The following is a 23,717-nucleotide window of genomic DNA, read 5'->3' as shown; positions in this document are numbered from 1 at the left end:
CCGATGTCCTTTCCTCTGCTGACAGCGACGGCGGCCCTGCCCGCGGTCGGCGCGATCGCCACGGCAGCCGTCCCGGCCGCCCGGCGGTCCGCCGCCAAGTGGCTCGCGCTGCTCGTCTCGCTCGCGACGCTCGCGCTCGCCGTGACCGTGCTCGTGCGGTTCGACCCGGACGGGGACCGCTATCAACTCACCGAATCCCGGTCCTGGATCGCGGACTTCGGGGTGCGGTACGAACTCGGAGTGGACGGCATCGGTGTCGCGCTCATCGCGCTCACCGCGCTCCTGATCCCCTTCATCATCCTGGCCGGCTGGCACGACGCCGATCCCCTGGAGACGAAGTCCTCGCGCTGGCGGCCGACTCAGGGCTTCTTCGCCCTGATCCTCGCCGTCGAGGCGATGGTGATCATCTCCTTCGAGGCCACCGACGTCTTCCTCTTCTACATCTTCTTCGAAGCCATGCTCATCCCGATGTACTTCCTCATCGGCGGCTTCGGAGACCGTGCCCACGCGGGCAGCGACGAGAAGGCATCGGCGCAACGCTCGTACGCGGCCGTGAAGTTCCTCCTCTACAACCTGGTCGGCGGCCTCATCATGCTGGCCGCCGTGATCGGGCTCTACGTGGTGGCGGGGAACTTCTCGCTCCAGGAGATCGCCGAGGCGCGGGCCAACGGCACGCTCGACATGGCGACCAACACGGAGCGGCTGCTCTTCCTCGGCTTCTTCTTCGCCTTCGCGGTGAAGGCGCCGCTGTGGCCGCTGCACACGTGGCTGCCGAACGCGATGGGCGAGGCCACGGCCCCGGTCGCCGTACTGATCACGGCCGTTGTCGACAAGGTCGGCACGTTCGCGATGCTGCGGTTCTGCCTCGGGCTCTTCCCCGAGGCGAGCAAGTGGGCGACGCCGGTCATCGTCGTACTCGCGTTGATCAGCATCGTCTACGGCGCGCTGCTTGCCGTCGGCCAGCGCGACATCAAGCGGCTTGTGGCGTACGCGTCGATCTCGCACTTCGGGTTCATCATTCTCGGCATCTTCGCGATGACCTCGCAGGGCCAGTCCGGCGCGACGCTCTACATGGTCAACCACGGCATCTCGACCGCCGCGCTGATGCTGGTGGCCGGCTTCCTGATCTCGCGGCGCGGTTCGCGGCTCATCGCGGACTACGGAGGCGTGCAGAAGGTCGCACCGGTGCTCGCGGGCACCTTCCTGATCGGCGGTCTCGCGACGCTCTCGCTGCCGGGGCTCGCCCCGTTCGTGAGTGAGTTCCTGGTTCTGGTCGGCGCGTTCGCGCGCTATCCGGTGGCCGGGATCATCGCGACCTTCGGCATCGTGCTCGCCGCGCTCTACACCCTCGTCCTGTACCAGCGGACGATGACGGGCCCCGTGAAGCCGGAGGTCTCGGCCATGCCCGACCTGCGGGTGCGGGAACTGGTCGTCGTCGCCCCGCTGATCGCGCTCCTGATCGGCCTCGGCGTCTACCCGAAGCCGCTCACCGAGCTGGTGAACCCGGCGGTCAAGCACACCATGTCCGACGTACAGCAGAAGGACCCGAAGCCCGACGTGGAGGCGGCCAAGTGAGCGCATCGGCTGTCCACAGCCTGTGGACAATGGCGTCGGCCGCGGCGCCCCAGGACACGATCGACAAGATCGACACTCCCACGATCGAGTACGCGCAGCTGTCACCGACGTTGATCGTCATCGGCGCGGCGGTCCTCGGGATCCTCATCGAGGCCTTCGTACCGCGTAAGTCCCGCTACTACGTCCAGGTGTTCGTGGCCGTGGTCGCCATCACCGCGGCCTTCGCCGCGGTCGTCGGGCTCGCTGCCACCGGATACGGCACGACAAAGGCGCACATCGCCGCGATGGGCGCCATCGCCGTCGACGGACCCGCGCTCTTCCTGCAGGGCACGATCCTCCTCGCGGGGCTCGTCGCGATCTTCACCTTCGCCGAGCGGCGGCTCGACCCGCTGGCGCACGGCAACCGCGTCGACTCGTTCGTCGCGCAGGCCGGCGCCGTGCCGGGCAGCGAGGGCGAAAAGGCCGCCACGAAGGCCGGGTTCACCACAACCGAGGTGTTCCCGCTGGCGCTCTTCGCGATCGGCGGGATGCTCGTCTTCCCGTCGGCGAACGACCTCCTGACGCTCTTCATCGCCCTTGAGGTCTTCTCACTGCCGCTCTACCTGCTGTGCGCGCTCGCCCGCCGCAAGCGCCTGATGTCGCAGGAAGCCGCCGTCAAGTACTTCCTGCTCGGCGCCTTCTCCTCCGCCTTCATGCTCTTCGGGATCGCGCTGCTCTACGGGTACGCGGGCTCGGTGTCGTACGGCACGATCGCGAAGGTCGTCGACGGCAGCATCGAGACGGTCAACCCGGCGCTCGCCGACACCATGGGCAACGACGCGCTGCTCCTGATCGGCGCCGCGATGATCGTCATGGGTCTGCTCTTCAAGGTCGGCGCGGTGCCGTTCCACATGTGGACCCCGGACGTCTACCAGGGCGCTCCGACCCCGGTGACCGGCTTCATGGCGGCGGCGACGAAGGTGGCCGCCTTCGGCGCGCTGCTCCGGCTGCTCTACGTGGTCCTGCCGGGCCTGCGCTGGGACTGGCGGCCCGTGATGTGGGGCGTCGTGATCCTCACGATGCTGGCCGGCGCGATCGTCGCGATCACCCAGACCGACATCAAGCGGCTGCTCGCGTACTCGTCGATCGCGCACGCGGGCTTCATCCTCGCCGGCGTCATCGCCATGACCCCGGACGGCATCTCGTCGGTCCTCTTCTACCTGGGGGCCTACTCCTTCGTGACGATCGGCGCGTTCGCCGTGGTCACGCTGGTGCGGGACGCGGGCGGCGAGGCCACGCACCTGTCGAAGTGGGCGGGGCTCGGCCGCAGGTCGCCGCTGGTCGCCGCGGTCTTCGCCGTCTTCCTGCTCGCCTTCGCCGGTATCCCGCTGACCTCCGGGTTCTCCGGGAAGTTCGCGGTCTTCAAGGCGGCGGCCGAGGGCGGCGCGGGCGCGCTGGTCGTGGTCGGTGTGATCTCGTCCGCGATCGCCGCGTTCTTCTACATCCGTGTGATCGTGCTCATGTTCTTCAGCGAGCCGAAGGCGGAAGGACCGACCGTCGCCGTGCCCTCGCCGCTGACGATGACGGCGATCGGTGTGGGCGTCGCGGTGACGCTGGTCCTGGGCGTGGCCCCGCAGTACTTCCTCGATCTGGCGAACCAGGCGAGCGTCTTCGTCCGGTAGCCCCGTAGCCCACCTGTTCTACTCGCCGCCGCCCGGCACCCCGTCCGACAGGGGTGCCGGGCGGCGGCCTGTGGATAACACTCCCAGAGCTGTCGGTCCTGAGCCCTATCGTTGAGGCAGTGGTCGAAGCGCGACGTACGGGGGCAGGGCGATGGATGGGATCAATGGCATGAGCGAGGTGACCGTACCGAGCGCGGTGGCGGACAGTGACGCGCTGAGGACGCTGCACCGCGTCTTCGGGTACGACGCGTTCCGCGGCGAGCAGGAAGCGATCATCGAGCATGTGATCGCGGGCGGGGACTCCGTCGTGCTGATGCCCACCGGTGGCGGCAAGTCGCTCTGCTATCAGATCCCGGCCCTGGTCAGATCCGGCACGGGCGTGGTGGTCTCGCCCCTCATCGCGCTCATGCAGGACCAGGTGGACGCGCTGCGGGCGCTCGGCGTGCGGGCGGGGTTCATCAACTCCACGCAGGACTTCGACGAGCGGCGCGTCATGGAGGCCGAGTTCCTCGCGGGGGAGCTCGACGTGCTGTATCTGGCGCCGGAGCGGCTGCGCCTGGAGTCGACCCTCGATCTGCTCTCCCGCGCCAAGATCTCCGTCTTCGCGATCGACGAGGCGCACTGTGTCGCGCAGTGGGGCCACGATTTCCGCCCCGACTATCTGGCCCTGTCCCTCCTCGGGGAGCGCTGGCCCGACGTGCCGCGCATCGCCCTGACGGCGACGGCGACGCACGCCACCCACCGGGAGATCACCGAGCGGCTCGGCATGCCGAATGCCAAGCATTTCGTGGCGAGCTTCGACCGGCCCAACATCCAGTACCGCATCGTGCCGAAGGCCGAGCCGAAGAAGCAGCTCCTGTCCTTCCTGAAGGAGGAGCATGCGGGGGACGCGGGCATCGTCTACTGCCTGTCGCGCAACTCGGTCGAGAAGACCGCCGAGTTCCTGTGCAAGAACGGCATCGAGGCCGTGCCGTACCACGCGGGCCTTGACGGCGGGACGCGCGCCGCCCACCAGTCCCGCTTCCTGCGCGAGGAGGGCCTGGTCGTCTGCGCCACGATCGCCTTCGGCATGGGCATCGACAAGCCGGACGTCCGGTTTGTCGCCCACCTCGACCTGCCGAAGTCGGTCGAGGGCTACTACCAGGAAACGGGCCGTGCGGGACGTGACGGACTGCCCTCCACGGCCTGGATGGCGTACGGCCTGCAGGACGTCGTCCAGCAGCGGAAGCTGATCCAGGGCGGCGAGGGCGACGAGGCGTTCCGCCGCCGGGCTGCCTCGCACCTGGACTCGATGCTGGCCCTGTGCGAGACCGCGCAGTGCCGCCGGGGTCAGCTCCTCACCTACTTCGGCCAGGACGCGGACGGCCAGTCCTGCGGCAACTGCGACACGTGCCTCACGCCTCCGGAGACCTGGGACGGCACGGTGGCCGCGCAGAAGGTCCTGTCGACGGTCGTGCGGCTCCAGCGTGAGCGCGGGCAGAAGTTCGGCGCGGGCCAGATCATCGACATCCTGCTCGGCAAGAAGACCGCCAAGGTCATCCAGTTCGACCACGACCAGCTCTCGGTCTTCGGTATCGGCGAGGAGCTCGCGGAGGCCGAATGGCGGGGCGTGGTGCGGCAGTTGCTCGCGCAGGGGCTGATCGCCGTCGAGGGGGAGTACGGGACGCTGGTCCTGACCGAGGAGAGCGGAACAGTCCTCGGCCGGGAGCGGGAGGTGCGGTTGCGCAAGGAGCCGAAGCGCGCGGCCACCGCCCGGGCCACAAAGGGCGAGCGGAAGGCGAAGACGGCAGCCGCCGTGGCCGAGCTGCCTCAGGAAGCGGTGCCGGTGTTCGAGGCGCTGCGGGCGTGGCGCGGTGCGCAGGCCAAGGAGCAGGGTGTTCCTGCGTACGTGATCTTCCATGACGCGACGCTGCGGGAGATCGCGTCCTTGCGGCCGTCGTCCCTCGCGGAGCTGGGGGGAGTGAGCGGCCTCGGTGAGAAGAAGTTGGCTACGTACGGGGAGGGCGTACTGGGGGTCCTTGCGGAGCTGGACGGTTCGGCGGGGCCCGCGTCGGCCCCACAGGCCCCGGAACCCCCGGAGGAGGAGTGGCCGGAGCCGCCGGACGACTTCTGAGCCGGGGGTGAGTTCACCCCCGGCCCCTAATTGCCGTCTGCGGGTGCGTCGTGGCTGGTCGCGCAGTTCCCCGCGCCCCTTCGGGGCGCTCAGCGAGCGGCGGTGATCTTGCCCGTGACCTTCCCGAGGCCCACCCGGGTCCCGTCCGGCCCGGGGGCCCACGCGGAGAGCGTCACCTCGTCACCGTCCTCAAGGAACGTCCGCTTGCCGTCCGCAAGGACAAGAGGATCGCGGCCGTTCCAGGTGATCTCGATGAGGGAGCCGTACTGCCCCTCCGAGGGGCCGGAGACGGTGCCCGAGCCGTAGAGGTCACCGGTGCGCAGGGACGCGCCGTTCACCGTCATGTGGGCCAGCTGCTGGGCGGCCGTCCAGTAGACGGTGGAGAACGGCGGCTCGGAGATGACGTGGCCGTTCAGGGTCACGGTGATCCGCAGGTCGTAGCCGCCCGGCTCGTCCGCGGCGGACTCGGCCGAGTCGTCCAGATAGGGGAGGAGTTCGTGCGTCCGCTCGGGCGGGGTGACGCGCGCCGCGTCCAGCGCCTCCAGCGGGGTGATCCACGCCGAGACGGAGGTGCAGAAGGACTTGCCGAGGAACGGACCGAGCGGGACGTACTCCCAGGCCTGGATGTCGCGTGCCGACCAGTCGTTGAGGAGCGTGAGGCCGAACACATGCTCACGGAAGTCCGCGAGCGGCACCGGCGTGCCGAAGTCCGACGGCGTACCGACGACGAAGCCGACCTCCGCCTCGATGTCGAGCCGGACCGAGGGGCCGAAGACGGGTGCCGTGTCGGCGGGCGTCTTGCGCTGCCCCGTCGGACGTACCACCTCCGTCCCGGAGACCACAACGGTGCCGGACCGGCCGTGGTAACCGATGGGCAGGTGCTTCCAGTTGGGGGTCAGTGGTGTCGGCGAATCCGGGCGGAAGATCTTGCCCAGGTGCGTCGCGTGGTGCTCGGAGGCGTAGAAGTCCACATAGTCCGCGACCTCGAAGGGGAGGTGCAGCGTCACGTCGGACAGCGGGTGAAGCAGCGGGCGGACCACCTCGCGGTGGGCCGGAATCGTCACCCACGCCGTGATCGCGCGCCGGACGTCGGACCAGGCGGTGCGGCCCGCGGCGAGCAGCGGGTTCAGCGTGGGCCGTGCGAGCAGCGAGACATAGGGCGAACCGAGCGCGGCGGCCGCGGCGCCCGCGTCGAGGACATGGTCGCCGAGTCGGACACCGACCCGGCGCTCGGTATCGCCCGTGGCCGCGGCCGGGGAGAACACGCCGTACGGGAGATTGTGCGGCCCGAAGGGGTCGCTCTCCGAGAGGGCGAAGGGGTCGCCGCCCTCGGAGCGCACGGAAGGGTCGCTCCCGGCCGGCTCGAGCGGGGTCTGCTCGGACATGCGTACCTGCCTCGCTTTCCATTGGGTGTGCCACACGTTACGTGGGAAGTCCCCGGTTCGGGCAGTGCCTAAAGAGTTCGCAATGTCCGAATAAGCCTTGCTGGAGTGGTCAATTCCGGCTTAGCGTCCTTTGGGGGACGCGGACGGGGTGGGTCCGGGTCAGACGGAGGGACACGTGGGGGGACCCGTGGCCAGGACGAACGACAGCGTGCCCGTGGCGGCGGACCGGGAAGTGCCCGGTCTGATCGTGAAGTTCGGCAACTATCCGCTGCACCACGGAGGCGTCGGCGCGATCCGCAGCCTGGGGCGTCTCGGCGTGCCCATGTATGCGATCACGGAGGACCGTTACACGCCCGCGGCTGTCTCACGCCATCTCACCGGGGCCTTCCCGTGGCCGACCACGGGGGCGGAGGAACCGGAGCGGCTCGTCGAGGGGCTGCTGCGCGTCGCCCGCCGGATCGGCAGGCCCACGGTCCTGATCCCGACCGACGAGGAGGCGGCCGTCCTCATCGCCGAGCACCAGAAGCCGCTCGGTGACGCGGGGTTCCTGTTTCCGCGCGTGGAGCCGGAGTTGCCCCGCCGACTCGCCAGCAAGCAGGGCCTGCACGAGCTGTGCGTGGAGCACGGCATCGCGTCGCCCGCGGCGGCCTTCCCCGAAAGCATCGGGGACATCAAGGAGTTCGCCGCCACGGCGGTCTTCCCGGTGGTCGCCAAGAACCGGGAGGCGTTCACCCGCCGCACAAGGCCCGCCGTGAACGGGACGACGCGTATAGAGACCCCGGGGGGCCTGCTCAGTCTGGCCCGTGACTGGGGCGGGCGCCCCGGTGTGATCCTCCAGGAGTATCTGCCCCGTGAGCAGGCCGAGGACTGGATCGTGCACGCGTACTTCGACGTGGACTCGACGCCGCTCGCGATGTTCACGGGCGTCAAGGTGCGCTCCTGGCCGCCGCACGCGGGGATGACGGCGAATGCGTACGTCGTCGACAATCCGGAACTCGCGGACCTCGCCGCACGTTTCATCAAGCAGATCGGCTTCACCGGAATCATCGACCTCGACCTGCGCTTCGACCGGCGCGACGGTCAGTACAAACTGCTCGACTTCAACCCGCGCATGGGCGCCCAGTTCCGGCTCTTCGAGAGCGAGTCCGGGATCGACGTCGTCCGTGCGATGCATCTGCACCTGACAGGCCGCCCGGTCCCGGAGGGGGAACAGCGCGCCGGTCATCGGTACGTCGTGGAGAACATCGACCTGCCCGCGCTCCTCGCCTACCGCCGCAGCGGATATACGACGCCGCACGCGCCCACCCACGCGAGCGGCACGGAACTGGCATGGCTCGCGGCGGACGACATGAAGCCGTTCTTCACGATGCTCGCGAGGTTCGTACGGCCGGGGGCCAAGCATCTGTACCAGCTCTGGCGGACGAACCGGCGGGGGAGTACGACGAGTTGAGCCGAGGCGCCGCAATGCCTCGGCGTGAGCACAACTGAATCCAGCACCACACGAAGTAGGCACACGCAACAAGTGACGTCCTGGGGAGGGACTTCGTGATCCAGCCAGTAGCAGTCATCGGGGCGGGCCCGTTCGGCCTGTCCACCGCGGCCCATCTGAGGGCGCGCGGCATCCCGATGCGGATCTTCGGCGAGCCCATGGTGAGTTGGCGCGCCCATATGCCCGCGGGGATGCTCCTGAAGTCGACACCCGTGGCGTCGAACATCGACGCGCCGCAGCGTGGCCACAAGCTGGTCGACTACTGCGACGCGGCGGGGATACCGCGCCTGGTCACGGACGAGGACATCATCCCCGTAGAGACCTTCGTGGCCTACGGGGAGTGGTTCAAGCAGAAGCTCGTGCCCGAACTCGAACAGGTGCGGGTGGTGTCGGTCGACCGCAAGGGCACGGCGGGCTTCGACCTGAAGCTGGACTCCGGCGAGCAGTTCACGGCCCGCGCGGTCGTCGTCGCGACCGGGCTCTCGGGTCTGGCGCAGCTGCCACCCGAGCTGGCCGCGGCCGTACCGGACGGACCGACCCCCACAGGGCCCGTCTCGCACAGCTCGCAGCACCACGACCTGTCGCGGTTCGCCGGGCGCGACCTGATCGTGGTCGGCGCCGGGCAGTCCGCCCTGGAGACGGCCGCGCTCGCCGCCGAAGCGGGCGCGAACGTACGGGTGGTGGCGCGCGGCAAGGGGTCCGTGGGCTTCGGGGCGCCGCCGTGGGAGCAGCCCAGGATGCGCCCCGAGTCGCCGTTCGGCCGCGCCTGGTCGCTCTACGCGATCAGCTACTACCCGCACCCCTACCGCTATCTGCCCCCGCAGGCCCGCCACTTCCTGGTCCGCCGCATCCTCGGACCGCTGGGCGCGTGGTGGCTGCGTGACCGCTTCGAGGGCAAGGTCGAGACGCGCGAGGTCCGCCGCATCGCGTCGGCGGACGTCCGCGACGGCAGCCCGGTCCTGCGGGTCGAGACGCTGGGCGGCCGCATCCGTGAACTCTCCGCGGACCACGTCATAGCGGCGACGGGCTACCGGGTCGACATCGCCGCGATGGACTTCCTGGGCCACGCCCTCCGCGCCCGCCTCGCGGTCAGCCGAGGTACGCCGAAGCTCGGCGCCGGGTACGTCTCTTCGGTCCCCGGCCTGTACTTCACGGGACTTCCGGCGGCGGCCTCGTACGGACCGGTGATGCGGTTCGTGTGCGGGACGGAGTTCGCGTCGCCGCGCCTTGCCCGGCATCTCGCGGCGGCGCACGGCTGAGGGGTGGGCGAGGTGGGCGAAAGGGCGGCGCGTGACGGTCAACTAGCGGTAAGGCGGCGGGGAATCAGGCGGATTCGGCGCCCGTCGCTCACCCCCGGCGTACGCCCCCGATCCGTGCGGAGCGACACGTCCCGGTGAATCCTCGGAGCGCCGGTTGTGCGACCGGCGCACTGCTCCCGTCACAGCTCCTGTCACGTTGCTTTCAGCATCGCCGTGGATCCGTATTCTCTGGATCATGGCCGCACCCCTCGCATATTCACTTATCGCCACTGACCTGGACGGAACGCTGCTGCGCGGCGACGACACCATCTCCGACCGGTCGCGGGCCGCACTGGCGGCGACGGTCGCCGCCGGGGTGCGGCACCTGGTGGTGACCGGGCGGCCCGCGCCGCGCGTGAAGCCGCTCCTTGACGATCTGGGCGGCGGCGGTCTCGCCGTCTGCGGGCAGGGCGCGCAGTTGTACGACGCGGAGTCCGACCGGATGGTGTGGTCGGTGACCCTGGACCGGGAGCTCGCCGAGGCCGCGCTCGGCAAGATCGAGGCCGAGGTCGGGCAGGTCTACGCCGCCGTCGACCAGGATGGCGTGGACGGGCTCACGCTCATCGAGCCGGGGTATCTGATGCCGCACCCCACGCTGCCGGCCGTGCGGGTGCGGCGGCGGGACGCGCTCTGGGCCGAGCCGATCAGCAAGGTGCTGCTGCGCCATCCCGAGCTGACCGACGACGAGTTGGCCGCCGTGGCGCGTGACGCCGTCGGGTCACTCGCCACCGTCACCATGTCCGGGCCCGGCACGGTCGAGCTCCAGCCGCGCGGGGTGACCAAGGCGACCGGGCTCGCGCTCGCCGCCGAGCGGCTCGGGATGACCTCCGCGGACACCATCGCCTTCGGTGACATGCCCAACGACGTGCCGATGTTCGTGTGGGCGGCCCGCGGCGTCGCCATGGCCAACGCGCATCCCGACCTCAAGTCGGCTGCCGATGAGGTGACTTCGTCGAACGAGGAGGACGGGGTGGCTGCGGTGCTTGAGCGCCTGCTCGGCTGAGCGCTTAGCGCTCCGCGGGGAGTGCGGTGGTGAACCCGCGGGCCGGTGGGGGCTGGTCGCGCAGTTCCCCGCGCCCCTTACGGGGCGCAACCCTTTACGGGGGCGCAACTCACCCCGCCGTCCGCGGAATCCGCTTCTCCCACGTCCGGTGGAACACCACTTCCCCACCGTCCTTGCACACCACCTCGTTCGACGTGATGAAGTCCGCCGCGTCACAGGTGATCTCGGAGCGCGACTCCACCCGTACGTCCCAGGCCAGTTCGGGGCGGTGCAGGCGGATCGTCCAGTCGGAGCGGGTGCGGGCGGAGAGAGGGTCGGACTCGTTGATCGTGTACGTCTCCAGCGCGTCCTCGGTGAACTCGAGGCCGTCCGGGTAGACCCGCGTGCCGCCGTAGCGCGGGTCGACCGCCAGGCGCCATTCGCCCTTCGCCACATCGCGTACGACCAGACGCTCGGGGCGCTGCTCGTCGAGCGTCGCCGGGTACACGACCTCCAGCGGCTGGGAGTGCTCGGGCGGGGCGAAGGTGATCTCCGGGTCCAAGTCACCGTCCCTGAACGGCAGTTCCAGGGAGCTGCCCGCCGGGTCGAGGACGAAGCCCGCCGAGTCGGCCTGCGGCCAGATCCACGGCCAGTACGCCGATGACACCGCGAGCCGGATCCGGTGCCCCGGCGGGAACGCGTACCCGATGGCGTTCAGGTCGAATGTCACGTCTTCGGTGTCGCCCAGCGGCCAGGCGTCCGCACGGTCGCGTCCGTGGCGGGCGGACAGGTTCAGGACGCCGCGCGTGACCAGGGTCGACGAGCCGTCCGGGGCCACGTCGCAGACCCGGGCGATCGCCTGCCCGAAGGGCACGTCCATGCGGAGCCGCAGCGTCACCCGGGGCCGGCCGAGGATGCGTACCGCCGATGGCACCTCGAACTCGAAGCACGCCGACTTGGCGTCCTCGTCCCGCTGGTCCGGCGGCAGGTCGGCGTCGTTGCCGAAGGGGAAGAAGCGGCCCGCGTCCAGGCCCGTGTGCTGCGGGGAGTTCACGATCAGGGGGTTGCCCCGGAGGGCGTACGACACAGGGGTGACGTTCGGGGACGGCCAGGAGGGGTCGCCGACCCAGCCGCCCGGCAGCTCGTCGTGCACCGTCGCGGGCCGGTGCGAATCGCTGATCCAGGAGCGGAGCTTCGGCTCCGCCATGACGTCATTCTCGACGCCCTTCAGGTGGTGGTCCCACCAGCGCAGCGTCTCCTGGAGGAAGCCGATCGCCGGGCCCGGCGGCAGGCCCCGGTCCGGGTACTGGTGCGACCACGGGCCGATCAACCCCCGTACGTCGCCCGGCAGATGTTCGACCAGGCGCAGGACCGTGTCCCGGTAGGGATCGTGGAAGCCGCCCACCGCGAGCACCGCCGCGCTGATCGCCGAGTAGTTCTCGCAGACGCTGCCGTGCCGCCAGTAGTCGTCGCGGGTCTGGTGGTCGAGCCAGGTATGGATGAAGGGGTCCACGGCTTCGAGACGCGCCAGCCACATCTCGCGCCAGTCGGTGCCGACGAACAGCGGGTCCGGCGGGCGGGACACGAACGCCAGCATCGTCGCCGCCCATGCGTGCATGTCCACCGCGAGGACGGAACCACCCATGTAGTGCACGTCGTTGTCATAGCGGTCGTCCGTCGAGCAGACCGTGACGACCGCCTTGAGCGGCTCGGGCGCGAGGGCCGCGATCTGGAGGGAGTTGAAGCCGCCCCAGGAGATGCCGAACATGCCGACCTTGCCCGAGCACCACGGCTGTTGGGCGAGCCAGTTGACGACCGCGACCCCGTCGGCCAGCTCGACCGCCGAGTACTCGTCGCCCGGCATACCCTCCGAGTTGCCGTGGCCCCGCACGTCCACGCGCACGGAGGCGTAGCCGTGGCCCGCGTACCAGGGGTGGCGCTGCCAGTCGCGTGGCGCCGTCCAGTCGCTGAGGCGGTAGGGGAGGTATTCGAGGAGCGCGGGGACGGATTCGTCCGTCACCGGGCGCCAGATGCGCGCGTACAGCCTGGTCCCGTCCGGGAGGGGTACCTGGACGTCCTCGCGGGTGGTCTCGTACGGGAAGGACTGGCGAATCTGCATGGCGGGAACCTCAGGGGACAGCTCAGTGGACGGGGTGCATGGTGCGGCGCAGCCACGGTGCGAGCAGGATGACGGCGACACCGGCGGCCACCGCGATGGCGCCGTTGACGCCGAAGTACGCCGGGTTGGAGACCTCTCCGTACAACTTCACGGTCTGCGCCTGGATGCCGTTGGCGAGGGCGAGCGAGAGGAACCAGAGGGACATGGTCTGGCTGGCGAAGGCCTTCGGTGCGAGCTTCGTCGTCGCCGACATGCCCGAGGTCTCCACGAGGATGTCGCCGAGGCCGAGCAGCAGATACGAGCCGACGATCCACCAGACGGCCATCTTGTACGTGTCGTCGGAGTGCCCCGAGGTCGGCAGGACCATCAGGAGGAACGAGAGGCCGCCGAGGATCACGCCGAACGCGATCTTGTTGGAGGCGTGCGGCTGGCCGTGGCCCATCTTGGCCCAGACCGCGGCGACGATCGGGGCGAGCCCGACCTCGAAGGCGCCGAGCGCGGAGGCGTACCAGCTTGCGGGGAAGGTGAAGCCGAGGATCGAGGTCTCGGCGTTCGTCGACGCGAGCAGGATCATCGTCGAGTACGCCTGGAAGAGGATGAAGTTGAAGACGACCGACGCCAGGAAGAGCACGACGTACGGCTTGAGACGGCCGCGTTCCTCGCTCGTCACGCGCGGGCTGCGGAACATGACCGCGAAGTAGACGACCGGCGCGATCACCGAGATCAGGGTGAGCAGGTCGACGAAGCGGTCCATGGTCAGCCAGCCGACGGCGGCGAGCAGACCGCCCACGGCGGCCGCCGCGACGATGCCCGCGACGATCAGGAGCACCGCCCGGCGCATCGCCTCCTGGGGCAGCGCGAATTCGGCGGACGCCTTGCGCCCGGCGAGATGGCGCCGCCCCCACACGTACTGGACGAGGCCGAAGGTCATGCCGATCGCGGCCGCCGAGAAGCCCCAGTGCCAGCCCCTGTGGTCGCCGAGCCAGCCGGTGATCAGAGGTCCCGCGAAGGCACCCACGTTGATCGCCATGTAGTAGAGCGCGAAGCCGGCGTCGCGGCGGTCGTCGTCGGTGCGGTAGAGCTTGCCGACCATGGAGGCGACGTTCGGCTTGAGCAGTCCGGTGCCCGCGCTGATCAGGCCGAGCCCGACCCAGGTCATCGTCGCCGTCGGCACCGCCATCGAGTAGTGCCCGCAGGCGATGAGGATGCCGCCCCACAGGACCGCGCGGTACGAGCCGAGGATGCGGTCGGCGAGCCAGCCGCCCGCGACCGACACGAGATAGACGAGTGTTCCGTACGCCGCCGATACGGACGCGGCGGTTCCGGAATCCATGCCCATGCCGTCGTGTCCGACGGAGTCCGCGAAGTAGAGGACGAGGATGGCCTGCATGCCGAGGAACGAGAAGCGCTCCCAGACCTCGAGTCCGGAGAGCGTGAGCAGACCGCGCGGCTGGCCGAAGAAGGCGTGGTCGTCGCCCGGCGGCGGCTCCGTGGAGGGGTCCGGGGGCGGTTCGGCGGCGACCTCGGTGCGGGACAAGGGCTGTGCTCCCGGTAGTTCCGTTGTTACTGGGGCGTTGCGGGCTTCTGGGTCGTATTGGCTGATCAAGAACATACCGGTGGTGATCGCACGCCGCCTGGGCGGCATTGCACAGGCGGGTGCCCACTGTGATCGAAAGGCGACCGGATACGCTGACTTGAGTGATGGCAGCGACACATCGACAAACCGTGTCATCGACCCCCGTCATCACGCCAAGATCGACCGAGTGATGATCGACCGAGTACCGACTTGTGATCGTCAGCAGACAGGAGAACCCCTCGTGACCGTCGTCGGGCCCTTCGGCCTCAGCGTGCGGGACCAGGCTCTCGAAGCCGATGTCCAGGCCGGATTGGCGGCCGTCGAGGAAGGTCTGCTCGACGCCACCAAAAGCGGGGTCCCCTTCATCACGGAGGCGGCACAGCATCTGGTGCGCGCGGGCGGCAAGCGGTTCAGGCCGCTGCTCGTGATGCTCGCCTCGCAGTTCGGCGATCCCTACGCGCCGGGCGTCGTGCCCTCCGCCGTGGTCGTGGAGTTGACGCACCTCGCGACGCTCTACCACGACGACGTGATGGACGAGGCCGATGTGCGCCGCGGCGTCGAAAGCGCCAACCAGCGCTGGGGCAACTCGGTGGCCGTCCTGACCGGCGACTTCCTGTTCGCCCGCGCCTCGTACATCCTGGCCGATCTCGGTCCTGACGCCGTCCGCATCCAGGCCGAGGCCTTCGAACGCCTGGTCACCGGCCAGATCCTGGAGACCGCGGGGCCGACCGAGGGCCGCGACCCGGTCGACCACTACCTGGACGTGCTCGGCGGCAAGACCGGCTCGCTGGTCGCCGTGGCGTGTCGTTTCGGCGCCATGATGTCGGGCGCCGACGAGACCGTCGTGGACGTCCTGACGCAGTACGGCGAGCGGCTCGGCGTCGCCTTCCAGCTCGCCGACGACGTACTGGACATCGCATCGGACTCGCACGAGTCCGGCAAGACCCCGGGCACGGACCTCCGTGAAGGCATCCCCACCCTTCCGGTGCTCCGGCTGCGCGAGCGGGTGGCGAAGCTCGGTCTTCCCGAGGACATCGCCCTGTGCGAGCTGCTCGACTCCGACCTGACGGACGACGCCCGGCATGCCGAGGCGCTCGCGCGGCTGCGTGTCCACCCGGCCCTGGAGCAGGCGCGCAAGGACACCGTGCGGTTCGCCGAGGAGGCACGGGCCACGCTCGCGCCGCTGCGGGACTGCGACGCGAAGACCTCGCTCGTCGAGCTCTGCGATCTCGTGGTGCACCGGGCCGGCTGAGGTCCGTGGTGCTCTGTGCCTTCGCGCCGGTCGGCGTAACCGCTGACGCGGCGGGTTGGTGTGATGCAGGTCACACCATCTGGGCAAGACTGGATTGAGTCCAGGCTCAGATCCACTCCGTACCCATGCTCAGAAGCTGACGCAGGGGGCGTCGGCTCAGGTACGGGGAGATTTCGGATCATGGGCATTCTTGGTACGTCGGGTACGTCGGGTACGTCGGGTACATCGGGTACGTCCGCGCGCCGCCGTCGGGCCCTGCTCGCCGCAGGCGTCGCCGTCGCGGCCGCGACGGGTGTGGCGGTCACGGTGCAGCCCGCAGCCGCGCACAGCGGCAGCGAGGACGGCGGATCGATCTTCGCCGCGAGCATGAACGGCGCGAACGAGGTGCCCGTGCAGGGCGGCCCCGCCGTCGGCGACAAGGACGGCAGGGCCCTGGAGTTCGTCAAGGTCAAGGGCGACAAGGTGTCCGTCACCGTCAAGTGGCGCGGCACCGGCAAGCCGACCGCACTCCACATCCACCAGGGCGAGCGCGGCGCCAACGGCGGAATCAAGGTCGACTTCACCAAGCTGCTCGACCAGAGCAAGGGCAAGCGCGTCACCGGCACGGTCAAGGTCGACGACGCGGCACTCCTCGACCAGCTGAAGAACAACCCCAACAGCTTCTACGCCAACCTGCACACCGCCGAGTTCCCGGGTGGTGCTGTCCGCGGCCAGCTCCACAAGGTGACCACCGACTTCGACTTCCGCAAGGCGGCGGCCAACTTCCAGGCCTCGGTGGTTCGGGGCGAGCAGATCTACGAGTGCAAGAAGGCCGACGACGGGTCCGGCAGGTTCGCCTTCGCCCAGCGCGATGTCAGCGCGCGGCTTCAGGGGGACATCGCGCACAGCTTCACCGCGCCCAACTCGGGCACCCCGCAGTGGGTGGCCCCCGACCGCAGCGCGGTCACCGGCAAGCTGATCTCCAGGACGCCGAACGGCGACAAGAACATCCCCGAACTCGACCTGGCGGCAACGCAGTCCGGCAAGCCGCGCGGGCTGCTCGCCGGCACGGCGGAGATCCTGCGCCTGAACACGGTCGGCGGGGTCGCGCCGGCCGGTGACTGCAAGGCGGGCGCCATCGCGAAGGTGTCGTACGGGGCGGACTACGTGTTCATCCAGCGCTGAGCCGCTTCATCCAGCGCTGAGCCACTTCATCCAGCTCTGATCCGCACCGGCACCGAGCGCGTCCCAAGTGGCGTCTCCCCTACGGGATGGGGGAGGCGCCACCGCTGTCTGTCATCCCACAGCAGTACGTGGAGTTGCTCCCGGGGTCTGACGCTTCTCGCTGGCCGATTTGGTCGTATGGAGGCAAGCAAGGTCCAGCAAGAAACAACCACTCCTGACCTATTCGGGTGAGAATGGCGGCGCGGGGTGGACGCAGGCACGTACAGGGAAGGCCGCCGCCGACCACGGAGGTAGGGCACACAATGGCACCGTACGAACCGGAGCAGAACACCAATGAGGCCGAGGCGCCACGCGCGGGCCGCCGCAAGGCGGCGCGTTACGCGGTCCCGGTCGCGGTGGCGGGGGTGGCGGCGGCGACCATCGGGCTCGTCCCGGCGCTCGCCACGTCGGGCGACCCCAAGCTGCCCGACGTCACAGCACAGGAACTCATCGAGAAGATCGCCGCGTCGGACACGGAACAGCTCTCGGGCACGGTGAAGATCAGCACCGATCTGGGACTCCCGTCCCTCGGCGGCGGCATGACCGGAGGCTTCGCCCCGGGCGGTGGCGGAGGCGGTGGCGAGGACGGCGAAGGCTCGTCCGCCGACCCGCAGTCCAAGCTGATGGAGCTGGCGTCCGGCACGCACACGCTGCGCGTCGCCGCCGACGGCCCCGACAAGCAGAAGCTGTCCGTCCTGGACGACGCGGCCGAGTACAGCCTGATCCACAACGGCGACGACGTATGGGCGTACGACAGCAAGTCGAACGAGGCGTACCACTCCAAGTCGGCGGGCAAGGCAGGGGAATCCGGGAACTCCGGGGACTCCGGGAAGAAGGACCTTCCCAAGGGCGTCCCGTCGACCCCCAAGGAGTTGGCCGAAGAAGCCCTGAAGGCCGCCGACGACACGACGTCGGTGAAGGTCGACGGCACCGCGCAGGTCGCGGGCCGCGACGCCTACCGCCTGGTCATCAAGCCCAAGCAGACCGGCTCGACGGTCGGTCAGATCACCGTCGCGGTGGACGCCAAGACCGGTACGCCGCTGAAGTTCACGCTGACCCCGGCGGGCGGCGGCAGCGCGGTCGTCGACGCGGGCTTCACGAAGGTCGACTTCGCCAAGCCTTCGGCATCGACCTTCGACTTCACGCCGCCCAAGGGCGCGAAGGTCACCGAGGGCGATGACGCCAAGGCCGAGAAGCACGACTTCAAGGGCGACGCCGAGGAGTTCAAGGGCGAGGAGGACCTGAACGGTCTGAACGTCATCGGCAAGGGCTGGAACTCCATCGCCGAGCTGGAACTGCCGGGCGGCCAGGGCCTCCCGACGACCGAGTCCGGGTCCGGGGACATGCCGCAGGACGCACAGCGCTTCCTCGACTCGCTCGGCGACAAGGTGACGGGCAAGTTCGGCGAGGGCACGGTCTTCAAGACACGCCTGATCAACGCTCTCATCACCGACGACGGCAAGGTCTACGCGGGCGCGGTGACAAAGGACGCCCTCGTCAAGGCAGCAAACGCGGCGAGCTAGGAGCGCCCCTACAGGGGCGCGGGGAACTGCGCGCCAAGCCACGACGCACTCGCAGAAGACATACAAGCGGCGGGCTCAGGGGAACGCCCCCTGAGTCCGCCGCACCGGTGAGGGGGAGGACAAGTGCCCGTAATCGAAACAGCCGCGCTAACCAAGCGCTACGGCAAGCAATTGGCCGTAGACAGGCTGAGCCTCACCGTCCCCACCGGCAGCGTCTTCGGCTTCCTAGGGCCAAACGGCTCTGGCAAGACAACAACCATCCGCATGCTGATGGGCCTGATCGAGCCGACTTCCGGCCACGCAAGGGTCCTCGGCCAAGCCATGCCGCAGGCAACCCGCACCGTGCTGCCGCACGTAGGCGCCCTCATCGAGGGCCCCGCCCTCTACGGCTTCCTCTCCGGCCGTGACAACCTCCTGCGCTACGACTCCGCCGACCCGACCGCGGACCCCCGCACCCGCCGCGCCCGCGCCGAATCAGCCCTGGACCGGGTGGGCCTCACGGCAGCCGCGGGCAAGAAGGCGAAGGCGTACTCGCTGGGCATGAAGCAGCGCCTCGGGCTCGCGGCAGCGCTGCTCCAACCGCGCAGGCTCCTTGTGCTCGACGAACCGACCAACGGTCTCGACCCGCAGGGCATGCGCGAAATCCGCACACTGGTCCGGGAGTTGGCGTCGGAGGGCACGACCGTCTTCCTCTCGTCGCATCTCCTGGACGAGATCGAGCAGGTCTGTACGCATGCCGCCGTGATGGCCCAGGGGCGGCTCATCACCCAGGGTCCTGTGGCCGAACTCGCCGCCGGTGCGCGCGGGCGGCTCGTGGTGACGACCCCGGACACGGGCGACGCGGCGCGCGTCCTGAAGGAGCTGGGCGTGACGGATCTCGTCGTGACGGAGGACCGGGTGACGGGCGAACCACCGGGCACGGAGCTCGCCGAGCTGAACGCCGCCCTGGTCGGGGCGGGTGTACGAGTACGGGGCTTCGGTGTCGAACGGGCCTCGCTGGAGGACGCGTTCGTGGCGCTGACGGGGGAGGGCTTCGATGTCGCGGGCTGAGGTCGCCGACGTACAAGACGCGCAATACGTAGAAGGCGCAGAAGGCGCAGAAGACGCAAGAGACGTACGCGACGTCCGGCGCATCTGGAGCCTCGGGCTCTTCCGCAGCGAACTGGCGATCACTTTCCGCCGCTGGCGGACGCTCGCGCTGCTCGGGGTGCTCGCCGCCGTCCCGATCCTCGTCGGTGTCGCCGTCAAGATCGAGACCAGCGACGGCTCGACGATCGGCGGCGGCGGTGAGGGCGGCGGTCCCGCGTTCATCGCGCAGGTCACCAACAACGGTCTGTTCCTGGTCTTCACCGCCCTCGCCGCGACGCTGCCGTTCTTCCTGCCCATGGCGATCGGTGTCGTCGCGGGCGACTCCATCGCGGGCGAGTCGAGTGCGGGCACGCTGCGCTATCTCCTTGTGGCGCCCGCGGGACGCACCCGTCTGCTGCTCGTCAAGTACGCGACGACACTGACGTTCTGCCTGGTCGCGACCCTCGTTGTGGCGGTCTCGGCGCTGGCCGTCGGGGCCCTGCTCTTCCCGGTCGGCGAGGTCACCACGATCTCCGGTACGCGGATCAGCTTCGGCGAGGGGATGCTGCGCGCCCTGCTCATCGCGCTCGCGGTCGCCGCGTCCCTGATCGGTGTGGCGGCGCTGGGACTCTTCGTGTCGACGCTGACCAGCAGCGGGATCGCCGCGATGGCGACCACCGTCGGCCTGCTGATCACCATCCAGATCCTCGACCAGATCCCCCAACTGCACGCCATCCAGCCGTACTTCTTCTCGCACTACTGGCTCTCCTTCGCGGACCTCCTTCGCGAGCCGGTCTACTGGGACGAGCTGGTCAAGAACCTGGGCCTGCAAGGCGTCTACGCGGCGGTGTTCGGCTCGGCGGCGTGGGCGCGGTTCGGCGCGAAGGACATCACTGCCTGAGAAAAGGACATCACTGCCTGAGAATCAGTCCTTGTCGTACGGGAAGCGGGCGAGCGGCGTCTCCTGGGCGAAGAAGGTCTTGGCGCGGGAGAGAGCCTCGGTGTCCTCGAGTACGTTGCCCGGCCGTGAGCCGTTGCCGAGCAGCACACCGCCGAAGCGCATCGGGAAGAACGCCGCGGTGTGGTTCAGCGTGCCGATCAGCGGGTCCGCCACTTCCTCCTCGGAGTGCGCGAGGGCGGTCACGCCCCACAGGGTGCGGTCCTTGAGGGTGGCCTTGAAGTCGAGCTCCGGGACCTCCAGCCAGGCGTCCCAGTAGTCGAGGTAGCGCTTGGTGGTGGCGGAGAGGGAGTACCAGTAGAGCGGCGACACGATGACGATGTCCGTGGCATCGAGGGTGGCGTCCAGGAGCAGCGCCTCGTTGTCGCCGACCGGGCGGGGGCGGGCGCGCGGGCGGTCACTGTCGTGCCGCAGATCCTCGAAGTCGGGCAGCGGATGCTCGGCGAGGTTCAGCCAGCGCTGCCCGACGCCGGACGGAAGCTGCTCGGCGGCCTTGCGGGCCAGCGTCTCGGAGTTGCCACCGGGCCGGCCGCTGCCGAGTACGAAGAGGAAGTTGCGGGTCATGGGGTCCCCCTGAGTAGGCGCTGCGAATTACCTGCGTGTGCACTATATGCACACGCAGGTAATTGCGTCTACGGGGTACTCGCGCCCGAAGGCGGATCCCTTACCCGGAGAGCCCCCAAACGGCATGCGCCACCGCATCGCTGTTGTGATCCAGCGCCTTCTCATCGATGTTCGAAGCCGTGTCGCACGACGAGTGGTAGCACTTGTCGAACGGCTCACCCGCCGTCCCGCCCCAGTTCTGCGCCTGCTCGGCCGTCTTCTCGTAGTCGGCGCCGCTGAAGAGCCCGCCGACGGGGATGCCCGCGTCCTTGAAGGGGGCGTGATCCGAGCGGCCGTCGCCCTCCTCGTCCGGCTCGGTGGCGATGTTCAGGCCGCCGTAGAAGTCCTTGAAGGTCTTCTCGATGGTGGGGTCGTCGTCGTAGACGAAGTAGCCGGGGTTCGGCGAGCCGATCATGTCGAAGTTCAGGTAGTCCTTGACCTTCGTACGCTCGTCGGCGGGCAGCTTGTCGACGTAGTGCGAGGAGCCGACGAGGCCCAGCTCCTCGGCTCCCCACCAGGCGAACCGCAGGTGCTTGGTGGGCTTGTACTGCTCCTTGGCCACCGTGAGCGCGGTCTCCAGGACGGCCGCCGAACCGGAGCCGTTGTCGTTGATGCCGGGACCCGAGCCGACGCTGTCGAGGTGCGATCCCGCCATCACGACCTGGTCGGCGTCGCCGCCCGGCCAGTCGGCGATGAGGTTGTAGCCGGTCTCGCCGTTGGAGGTGAACTCCTGGACGGTGGTGGTGAATCCGGCCTCGTCGAGCTTGCCCTTCACGTAGTCGATGGAGGCCTTGTAGCCCGCGCTGCCGTGGGCGCGGTTGCCGCCGTTGGCCTCCGCTATGGACTGCAGCTGGGAGAGATGGCCCTGGACGTTGGCGACGGAGATGTCGGGCGCGGCCGCCGTGGGGGAGGGGGCCGCGGAGGACATCGCGCTGGTGGTGAGGAGTCCGGTGACGGCTATGGCGGCGGCTGCCGCGGCGCGTCCTGGAACGGAGAACTTCATGTGGGGGGCTCCGAATTCCATGAAATCTGAACGGGATTGGCGAGCCCGATGGTGAGGGTGAGGTTGACCGTGCGTCAAGAGCGCATATCGGTCGGGGTGTTCCGGATGCCGGTCCGCGGTGGCACGAGGACCGTCCAGCCGGTGGCGTAGGTGTCCGGCACGGGATGGCGCCGCCAGTCGCGGGCCCAGTGCGGAGGCTGCCCCCCGCGCAGGACCAGGGCGGTGGGGCGCTCCGGGCCGCTCCGAGGGGCGGCCACGCATCCGGCCACGTACGCGAGGGGGATCACCGAGGCGTTGCCCTGGAGCACGCACGGGGCGCGGACCCCCTGCTCGCGCAGGACGTCGCTGACGCGGGCCCAGTCGCCGCGGGCGCCCGCCTGGATACGGCCGTTGCCGTGGGCGAGCGGGAGTTGGACGGCGAGATGCCCGACGAGTACGACGGTGAGGGCGGCCGCGAGGGCACGCGAGGCCCTCGCCCGGTCGGCGACGGCGAGCAGGCCGACGGCCGCGGGGAGCGCGAGGAGGGCGTGGCTCGGCAGCAGGAAGCGGGGGGCTCCGTAGGGGACGAGGAGGAGGTAGGGCAGAGCGGCGCACACCGCGACGGCCACGGCGAGCGAGAGCGCCCGAAGGGGCGCGGGGAACTGCGCGACCAGCCACGACGGCGCCGCAGATGACCGACGGCCCCGCACGGCACCACCAGCGGAGCGCCCGGCGGCCCAGAGCCCGACCGCCACAAGCACCGGCAGCAGGATCCACCACTCCGTGGCCACGACCCTGATCTGGTCGGCGCCGCACGGTCGGCAGAGCAAGGGCCCGTCCACCGCGGTGAACTGGGCGGTGATCGCGGCGAGCGGCCGCAGCCCGCCCTGTACGTCACTGGCGTCGGCGAGCCGTTCCCGTACGCCGCCGAAGCGTAGGTACGCCTCGATCACCCACGGCAGCGCACCGGCGACGACCCCGCCGAGCACGGCGAGCGCACGGGCCCATGAGCGCGGCGCGAGGACACCGAGGAGCGCGACGAGGAGCAGCGGGGCGGCGACGGCGGCACCGTCGTTGGGCCGCATGAGGGTGGCGACGGCGAGGCCCGCGCCGATTCCCGCGTACGTCAGGGGAGTCGGCGAGGCCCGCAGGAAGAGCCCGACCGCCGCGACGACGCCCATGGCGGTGTAGTGGTTCGGCATCGCGGCGCCCGCGTAGAACAGCGCGAACCACAGGGTGCCGTAAAGCCCCGCGGCCACGCCGACGGCGGCAGGCCGATGGGCGAGCACCCGCAGCCAGGGCCGGAACCCCAGATAGAGCGCCCCGGTGGCGAGCACCGTCAGCCAGACCCTGAGCAGCAGGACCGAGTCGCTCCAGGCGGCGACGGGGGCGATGAGCAGCGGGACGCCGCGGGTGCGGGGAGCGCTGAACGGGGTGGCGGGCGCGTACGGGCCGAACCGGCTCGCGTAGACGATCTCGTCCCAGCCGAGCGTCAGCGTGAGCGGGACGAGGATCAGCGAGAGCGCGGCGAAGCCGGCGCAGGCGGCGACGAGGGGGCGCTGTTCGCGGGGGATGACCCGGGCGCGCAGCGGCGTGCCCGCGTCGAGCGGACCTGGGGGACGCGTGGCGCCGGTCATCGTCATGCCGGTCTCGACGCCGCCGCGATCAGCTGCTCCACGAGGGTGCTCTTGGCCTCCGCGTAGCGCAGCCGGGCCTCGTCGTGCGCGTGGAACCGCCGGGCGAGCGCCGTCTTGAGCTCGCTGTAGCGGCGTACGTCGTCGGGGTTGCGGCGCAGATGGTCGCGGAGCCGGGCGAGTCCGCCGAGCCGCGGGGCGATCCGCCGCCGCAGCTCATCGAACTGCCCTGCCCATCGGGGGTCGTACTCCGTCACGACGAGCTGCCGGCCGTCCATTCGCCTGACCTCCTGTCA

The 23,717-nt window shown here is 69.8% G+C and carries 18 protein-coding genes; 11 read left to right on the top strand and 7 right to left on the bottom strand.

Annotated features, from left to right (window positions below):
* The first annotated feature begins 3 nt into the window (after window positions 1–3).
* The 3 genes from AB0O76_RS10530 to recQ all read left to right on the top strand — a co-directional run bounded on the left by AB0O76_RS10530 (window position 4) and on the right by recQ (window position 5,349).
* A complete protein-coding gene (locus tag AB0O76_RS10530; RefSeq protein WP_365487558.1) occupies window positions 4–1,575 on the top strand; it encodes an NADH-quinone oxidoreductase subunit M in 1,572 nt (523 codons plus the stop codon).
* Window positions 1,572–3,236: an NADH-quinone oxidoreductase subunit NuoN gene (nuoN, locus tag AB0O76_RS10525; RefSeq protein WP_365487555.1), complete on the top strand. Its 1,665-nt coding sequence runs from the start codon at window positions 1,572–1,574 to the stop codon at window positions 3,234–3,236. The genes AB0O76_RS10530 and nuoN overlap by 4 nt, the downstream gene beginning before the upstream one ends.
* A gap of 169 nt (window positions 3,237–3,405) precedes the next feature.
* Window positions 3,406–5,349, top strand: a complete 1,944-nt coding sequence (gene recQ / locus AB0O76_RS10520) for a DNA helicase RecQ (protein ID WP_365487552.1) — start codon at window positions 3,406–3,408, stop codon at window positions 5,347–5,349.
* A gap of 89 nt (window positions 5,350–5,438) precedes the next feature.
* Here the strand turns inward: recQ and fahA are convergent, their stop codons facing one another.
* On the bottom strand, window positions 5,439–6,734 hold the full coding sequence (fahA, locus tag AB0O76_RS10515; protein WP_365487549.1) for a fumarylacetoacetase: 1,296 nt from the start codon (window positions 6,732–6,734) through the stop codon (window positions 5,439–5,441).
* Window positions 6,735–6,942: 208 nt separating this feature from the next.
* Between fahA and AB0O76_RS10510 the strand changes: the two genes are divergently transcribed.
* The 3 genes from AB0O76_RS10510 (at window position 6,943) to AB0O76_RS10500 (ending at window position 10,524) form a co-directional block, all read left to right on the top strand.
* Complete coding sequence (locus tag AB0O76_RS10510) at window positions 6,943–8,184, top strand: ATP-grasp domain-containing protein (RefSeq protein WP_365488070.1); 1,242 nt, start codon at window positions 6,943–6,945, stop codon at window positions 8,182–8,184.
* A 95-nt stretch (window positions 8,185–8,279) separates the two neighbouring features.
* The gene (locus AB0O76_RS10505; protein ID WP_365487546.1) at window positions 8,280–9,482 is read left to right on the top strand and encodes an FAD-dependent oxidoreductase; all 1,203 of its coding nucleotides are present in this window, start codon (window positions 8,280–8,282) and stop codon (window positions 9,480–9,482) included.
* Between the two features lie 235 nt (window positions 9,483–9,717).
* Window positions 9,718–10,524 (top strand): HAD family hydrolase, encoded by an 807-nt coding sequence (locus AB0O76_RS10500; RefSeq protein ID WP_365487543.1) that lies wholly within the window; start codon window positions 9,718–9,720, stop codon window positions 10,522–10,524.
* Window positions 10,525–10,633: 109 nt separating this feature from the next.
* On the opposite strand, the gene AB0O76_RS10495 is transcribed toward AB0O76_RS10500, so the two are convergent.
* Entirely contained in the window at window positions 10,634–12,622 is a 1,989-nt protein-coding gene (locus AB0O76_RS10495) for a CocE/NonD family hydrolase (RefSeq protein ID WP_365487540.1), read from the bottom strand.
* 22 nt (window positions 12,623–12,644) lie between these two features.
* A complete protein-coding gene (locus tag AB0O76_RS10490) occupies window positions 12,645–14,159 on the bottom strand; it encodes a peptide MFS transporter (protein WP_365487537.1) in 1,515 nt (504 codons plus the stop codon).
* 280 nt (window positions 14,160–14,439) lie between these two features.
* Between AB0O76_RS10490 and AB0O76_RS10485 the strand changes: the two genes are divergently transcribed.
* The 5 genes from AB0O76_RS10485 (at window position 14,440) to AB0O76_RS10465 (ending at window position 20,145) form a co-directional block, all read left to right on the top strand.
* Window positions 14,440–15,450, top strand: coding sequence for a polyprenyl synthetase family protein (locus tag AB0O76_RS10485; protein ID WP_365487534.1), 1,011 nt, complete (start codon window positions 14,440–14,442; stop codon window positions 15,448–15,450).
* Window positions 15,451–15,630: 180 nt separating this feature from the next.
* Window positions 15,631–16,614, top strand: coding sequence for a CHRD domain-containing protein (locus AB0O76_RS10480; protein WP_365487531.1), 984 nt, complete (start codon window positions 15,631–15,633; stop codon window positions 16,612–16,614).
* Window positions 16,615–16,916: 302 nt separating this feature from the next.
* Complete coding sequence (locus AB0O76_RS10475; RefSeq protein WP_365487528.1) at window positions 16,917–18,176, top strand: DUF2092 domain-containing protein; 1,260 nt, start codon at window positions 16,917–16,919, stop codon at window positions 18,174–18,176.
* Window positions 18,177–18,299: 123 nt separating this feature from the next.
* Window positions 18,300–19,226, top strand: coding sequence for an ABC transporter ATP-binding protein (locus tag AB0O76_RS10470; protein WP_365487525.1), 927 nt, complete (start codon window positions 18,300–18,302; stop codon window positions 19,224–19,226).
* A complete protein-coding gene (locus AB0O76_RS10465; RefSeq protein WP_365487522.1) occupies window positions 19,213–20,145 on the top strand; it encodes an ABC transporter permease in 933 nt (310 codons plus the stop codon). The genes AB0O76_RS10470 and AB0O76_RS10465 overlap by 14 nt, the downstream gene beginning before the upstream one ends.
* A 24-nt stretch (window positions 20,146–20,169) precedes the next feature.
* Here the strand turns inward: AB0O76_RS10465 and AB0O76_RS10460 are convergent, their stop codons facing one another.
* The 4 genes from AB0O76_RS10460 to AB0O76_RS10445 all read right to left on the bottom strand — a co-directional run bounded on the left by AB0O76_RS10460 (window position 20,170) and on the right by AB0O76_RS10445 (window position 23,699).
* A complete protein-coding gene (locus AB0O76_RS10460) occupies window positions 20,170–20,766 on the bottom strand; it encodes an NAD(P)H-dependent oxidoreductase (RefSeq protein WP_365487519.1) in 597 nt (198 codons plus the stop codon).
* A 100-nt stretch (window positions 20,767–20,866) separates the two neighbouring features.
* Entirely contained in the window at window positions 20,867–21,808 is a 942-nt protein-coding gene (locus tag AB0O76_RS10455; RefSeq protein WP_365487516.1) for a M28 family metallopeptidase, read from the bottom strand.
* Window positions 21,809–21,882: 74 nt separating this feature from the next.
* Entirely contained in the window at window positions 21,883–23,430 is a 1,548-nt protein-coding gene (locus tag AB0O76_RS10450; protein ID WP_365487513.1) for a hypothetical protein, read from the bottom strand.
* Window positions 23,427–23,699: a GrpB family protein gene (locus tag AB0O76_RS10445; RefSeq protein WP_365487510.1), complete on the bottom strand. Its 273-nt coding sequence runs from the start codon at window positions 23,697–23,699 to the stop codon at window positions 23,427–23,429. Before AB0O76_RS10445 ends, AB0O76_RS10450 begins: the two co-directional genes overlap by 4 nt.
* Window positions 23,700–23,717 lie beyond the last annotated feature (18 nt).

Source organism: Streptomyces sp. NPDC086554 (assembly GCF_040686095.1).
Taxonomy (GTDB): domain Bacteria; phylum Actinomycetota; class Actinomycetes; order Streptomycetales; family Streptomycetaceae; genus Streptomyces.
This window is presented reverse-complemented; position numbering and strand designations above follow the sequence as displayed.